The sequence below is a fragment of the Mycobacterium sp. genome, assembly GCF_032162105.1.
GTDB lineage: Bacteria > Actinomycetota > Actinomycetes > Mycobacteriales > Mycobacteriaceae > Mycobacterium.
The window spans coordinates 1-4,952 of record NZ_JAVRPS010000027.1; the positions used below are offsets into that span (position 1 = coordinate 1).

General features: G+C 66.8%; 6 protein-coding genes. 3 read left to right on the plus strand and 3 right to left on the minus strand.

Annotated features, from left to right (window positions below; translation table 11 throughout):
• From QOC69_RS01105 to QOC69_RS01115, 3 genes are all read right to left on the minus strand, one after another.
• On the minus strand, positions 1-304 hold a 304-nt coding region (locus QOC69_RS01105), incomplete at its 3' end, for a DUF222 domain-containing protein (protein ID WP_526435511.1).
• A gap of 53 nt (positions 305-357) precedes the next feature.
• A complete protein-coding gene (locus QOC69_RS01110) occupies positions 358-1,104 on the minus strand; it encodes a 3-hydroxybutyrate dehydrogenase (RefSeq protein ID WP_526435513.1) in 747 nt (248 codons plus the stop codon).
• Positions 1,101-2,450 (minus strand): MFS transporter, encoded by a 1,350-nt coding sequence (locus QOC69_RS01115; RefSeq protein ID WP_526435515.1) that lies wholly within the window; start codon positions 2,448-2,450, stop codon positions 1,101-1,103. The genes QOC69_RS01110 and QOC69_RS01115 overlap by 4 nt, the downstream gene beginning before the upstream one ends.
• Positions 2,451-2,518: 68 nt before the next feature.
• Here QOC69_RS01115 and QOC69_RS01120 point away from each other — a divergent pair, with 68 nt between their 5' ends.
• From QOC69_RS01120 to QOC69_RS01130, 3 genes are all read left to right on the plus strand, one after another.
• Positions 2,519-3,478 (plus strand): LysR family transcriptional regulator, encoded by a 960-nt coding sequence (locus QOC69_RS01120; protein ID WP_526435517.1) that lies wholly within the window; start codon positions 2,519-2,521, stop codon positions 3,476-3,478.
• Positions 3,479-3,523: 45 nt separating this feature from the next.
• On the plus strand, positions 3,524-4,297 hold the full coding sequence (locus QOC69_RS01125) for an alpha/beta hydrolase (protein WP_526435519.1): 774 nt from the start codon (positions 3,524-3,526) through the stop codon (positions 4,295-4,297).
• A gap of 137 nt (positions 4,298-4,434) precedes the next feature.
• On the plus strand, positions 4,435-4,952 hold a 518-nt coding region (locus QOC69_RS01130), incomplete at its 3' end, for an Rv2253/PknI dimerization domain-containing protein (RefSeq protein WP_526435521.1).

The following is a 4,952-nucleotide window of genomic DNA, read 5'->3' on the forward strand; positions in this document are numbered from 1 at the left end:
TCCGAAAGTCGATCACCCCACGCACGAACACCTTCGCCACCGCAGGCAGCCGCTCACACAACATCCGCCCATAGAAGATCTGGCCCTTCGCCCGGCCGCGACTGACGTTCTGCGCCGCGGAGACCTCCGCGGCGACCGCCTCGGTGACATCGGTGCGCCACCGATTCCACTCCGCCAACTCCACCGCCCGCCGGGCATACAACCTGCCCACCGCCAACAACCGCTGCGCCGTCGCCGTCGCCTCATCCCGCGTCGCCTCACCCATCACCTCGATGAGCTCCACATCCGCCACACCTTCGGACACATGTTCGACTATGCCACCTGGGTCTGACACATTGATTCCGATATCGCGCGCGGCTACCGCGCGCTCCAGCCACCGTCCATCGTGTACGACGCGCCCGTCACCATTCCCGCGCTCGGCGATGCCAGCCAGCCCACCAGCGCCGCGACCTCCTCGGGTTCCACCAGCCGCTTGATCGCACTCTCGGACAGCAGGATCGTCTCGACGACCTCCTGCTCGGGGACACCGTGGGTGCGGGCCTGATCGGCGATCTGCTTGGTCACCAACGGTGTTCGGACGTAACCCGGGTTGACGCAGTTGCTGGTGACGTCGTGCGGCCCGCCTTCGAGTGCGGTCACCTTGGACAGCCCCTCCAGACCGTGCTTGGCCGTCACGTAGGCCACCTTGTACTCGGAGGCACGGATGCCGTGCACCGATGAGATGTTGATGATCCGGCCGAAGCGCTGCTCGAACATGTGCGGCAGTGCGGCACGGATCAACAGGAACGGCACCTCGACCATCAAGGCGAGCATCGAGCGGAAGCGTTCCGGGCTGAACTCGGCGATCGGGGCGATGCTCTGCACGCCCGCGTTGTTGACCAGGACGTCGGTCTCCAGCCGCAGCTGCTCGAGGGAGCCCACGTCGAGAAGGTCGACGGCCCAAGCGGTTCCGCCGATCTCCTCAACGAGTGCCTTGGCCGCCACGTCATCGACGTCGGCGACGGTGACAGTGGCTCCCCGCCCGGCGAGTTCACGCGCGCAGGCCGCTCCGATGCCACTCGCGCCGCCGGTGACCAGGGCGGTGCGGCCGGCCAACTCCGTCATCCGACCGTGGCCCGACGTTCGCCGGCCAACTCCTCGGCGTCCGCCTCGTCGAGAGTCTTCAGGTCGATCCCGTTGGTCTCGCGGGTGAACAACACCGCGACGAGAGTGACGGCGCAGGCCACGGCCAGGTAGACGGCGATCGGCACCGAGGAGTCGTAGATCTCCAGCAGCTTCACGGCGATGAGCGGGGCAAGCGAACCCGCCACGATCGAAGTGACCTGATAGCCAAGGGACACACCGGAATAGCGCATCCGAGTGGGGAACATCTCCGCCATGATCGCAGGCTGCGGCGCATACATGAACGCGTGGATCACGAGGCCGAGCGTGACCGCGGCGGTGATGACCACGTAGTTGCCGCTGTTCATCATCGGGAAGGCGAAGAAGCCCCAGGTGGCGCCCAGGATCGCCCCAACCATGTACACCGGACGTCGTCCGAAGCGATCAGACAAGTGCCCGACCAGGGGGACGACGGCGAAGTGCACCATATGTGCGACGAGCAGGTACCGCAGGATCGAGGTGGTGTCGGCGCCCACCTGCACCTTCAGGTATGTGATGGAGAAGGTGACCACCAGGTAGTACATGATGTTTTCGCCGAACCGCAGCCCCATCGCGGTGAAAACGCCGCGCGGGTAACGCTTCAGCACCTCGACGACGGATAGCGAGCTGGCCTTGATCCGTTCGGCTTCCTGTTGGGCCGCAACGAAGATCGGCGCGTCGGTGACCTTGGTGCGGATGTAGTAGCCGATCAGCACCACCACCGCCGACAGCCAGAACGCGACGCGCCAGCCCCACGACAGGAAGTCCGATTCGGACAGCGTGCCCGTGAGGACCAGCAGGACCACGGTCGCGAGCAGGTTGCCTGCAGGGACCCCGGCCTGTGGCCAGCTGGCCCAGAAGCCGCGCTGTTTGTTGGGGCTGTGCTCGGCCACCAACAACACCGCGCCGCCCCACTCCCCGCCGACGGCGAACCCCTGGATGAACCGTAGTGCGACCAGCAGCGCCGGTGCCCAATAGCCGACCTGACCGAACGTCGGCAGGCAGCCCATCAGGAACGTGGCCGCGCCGACCAGCAGCAGGCTGAACTGAAGCAGCTTCTTGCGGCCGTACTTGTCGCCGAAGTGTCCGAACACCACGCCGCCAACCGGACGCGCAACGAAGCCGACCGCGTAGGTGGCGAACGCCAGGAAGATCGCGTTGAGCTCACTGGTGGTCTCCGAGAAGAACACCTTGTTGAACACCAGCGTGGCTGCGGTGCCGTAGAGGAAGAACTCGTACCACTCGACGACGGTGCCCGCCATCGACGCGACGACGACCCGTCGAAGCCCAGTCGGTATCGGCGTTCTCATCAAACGACTCCTTTGTGACGCGGCACACATTCAGCTATGAGTATCAACGCAGGTTCCCTCCGACGGCAATGGCCAAACATGCAGCACCGATCTGCAAAACTGCACATATGACCCAGGCTAACCGGCTCAGTGCCGACGATCTGCTGGTGCTTCTCGCAGTCGGCCGGTCGGGCCGCTACGTGACCGCCGCCGAGGAACTCGGCATCAACCACACCACCATCTCGCGGCGCATCGCCGCACTGGAACAGTCGATCGGCGGCCGGCTGCTCGCCAGGGTGGCAGGTGGCTGGGAGCTGACCGACCTCGGCCGCGAGGCGCTGTCGGCAGCCGAAGCGGTCGAGTCTGCCGTGCGCTCCCTGGCGACCGCCGACGGGGTCAGAACACTGGAGGGCGTCGTGCGCATGTCGGCGACGGACGGCTTCAGCGCGTACGTCGCCGCACCCGCCGCGGCTGCCGTGCAGAAACGCCACCCGAAGGTGGCCGTCGAGATCGTCGCGACGACCCGGCGCGCGACGCAGCAGCGATCCGGCCTCGACATCGAGGTGGTGGTCGGTGAACCCCAGGTGCACCGCGCAGAGGCCATCCGGCTCGGCGACTACCGGTTGGGGCTATACGCCTCGCGCGACTACCTCGTCGAGCACGGCACTCCCGCGTCGCGGGCCGAGCTGTCAGGCCATCCATTGGTCTACTTCATCGACTCCATGTTGCAGGTCGACGATCTCGACCTGGCCCGCACCTTCGCGCCGACCATGCGGGAATCCGTCACCTCGACGAACGTCTTCGTGCACGTCGAGGCGACCAGGGCGTCCGCTGGGCTTGGCCTTCTGCCGTGCTTCATGGCCGACCGGCACGACGACCTGATCCGGGTGTTGCCGGACGCGGTTGCGATTCAGTTGACCTACTGGCTGGTGACCCGGCCGGATACGTTGCGCCGGCCGGAGGTGTCCGCCGTCGTCGCGGCGATCCGCACCCGCATGGAGGAGCAGCGCGACGTTCTCTTGGGTGTCGGACGATCAATCGGAGCCTGAGCGAATCCCTTGCGCGGACACGGGTTCACCTGGTGCAGTCGGGGCATGCCATTTCTGGACACCGACAACGGCAAGGCGTACTACCGGCATTGGGCGGCCCCCCGGCCCCGCGCCGCGGTGATCTTCCTGCACGGTTTCGGCGAGCACACCGGCGTCTACCACCGGTACGGCTTCGCGCTCAACGCCGCCGACATCGACCTGTGGGCGGTCGACCAGTTCGGGCACGGGCTCACTCCTGGCGAGCGCGGCGACTTCGGCTCGATCGAGGCCAGCATCGGGTTGTCCGACCGGCTGGCCGCGCTAGCCCAAGCCGCAACTCCGGGCATTCCGCTTGTCGCGCAGGGCCATTCGTTCGGAGCGGTCGCCACCCTGTGGAATCTCATCGACGACCCCGGCAAGTACCGCGCCGGGGTGATCTCGGGTGCACCATTGGTCCCGGTGCCCGGACTGGTCGACGCCGACAGCACGTTCGAGATCGCGCCGAGCCAGCTGTCGGCCGACCCGTTCTACCTCGATTTGATGGAAAACGACCCGCTGGCCTTCGTCGACGCGGACGGCGGACCACTCGCGCGCGAGCTGGACAGGGGCTGGGACACCTTCGGAGCGAGGCTGCCTACGCTCGCGGTGCCAACGCTCGCGGTCCACGGCGCCAACGATCCGATCGCTCCGATCGGCGCGCTGAAGGCCTACGCCGAGCAGGTCGAACCGCTGTCGCTCATCGAGATCGATGGCGGCGGCCACGACATCCTCAACGACGTCACTCACCGCGTGGTGTCGGACGCCATCATCGAGTTCGTGCTCGGGGCCGCGTCGTCGTGACGACTAGGACGCGAGCCTGGGCCTGCGCCGTTGCGGCGTGCCTGGTGCTTGCGTCCTGCACTTCCCCGCAGCCGCGTCAGGCTACGGGGCCGACGTTCGATGGCACGTACAGCGCTCAGTTCGGTCTACGGACGACCGTGCAGGGCGTCGAAGTTCCCGACACCGCCGCCACGGTCAAATGGGTAACCAGATCCAGCTGCGTCGACGCCGGATGCATCGCCACCGCAACGGAAGTCGCACCGCCAGACGCCGAGGATCCACGCCCACCGAAGATGGTCTTCGACATGGTCGACGGTCTCTGGGTGTCGGTTCGGGAGGTGCCGTCGCAGTGCATGACCCCCAAGGGTGAACCGATCGACGTCCAGGGGTGGCAGGCGTACTCGCTGGAACCCCGACCCGACGGCACCCTGGTCGGCACGTACACCAACAGGTCGTCGGTCGGCGGCGCATGCCACAACTCCACGCAATCGGTCACGCTCACGCGCACCGGCGACACCGATCCCGACGTCGAAGTCGATGATCCCGCGGCCGAGCCGCCGCGGGTCTCCTCCTCCGGTTCGGCACTCTGGGGCGATTACGTCCAGACCCAGACCAACCCGCAGACCGGCCAGGTGTACCCGCCGGCCACCTATGGCGGGAACACCCAGTGCCTGCG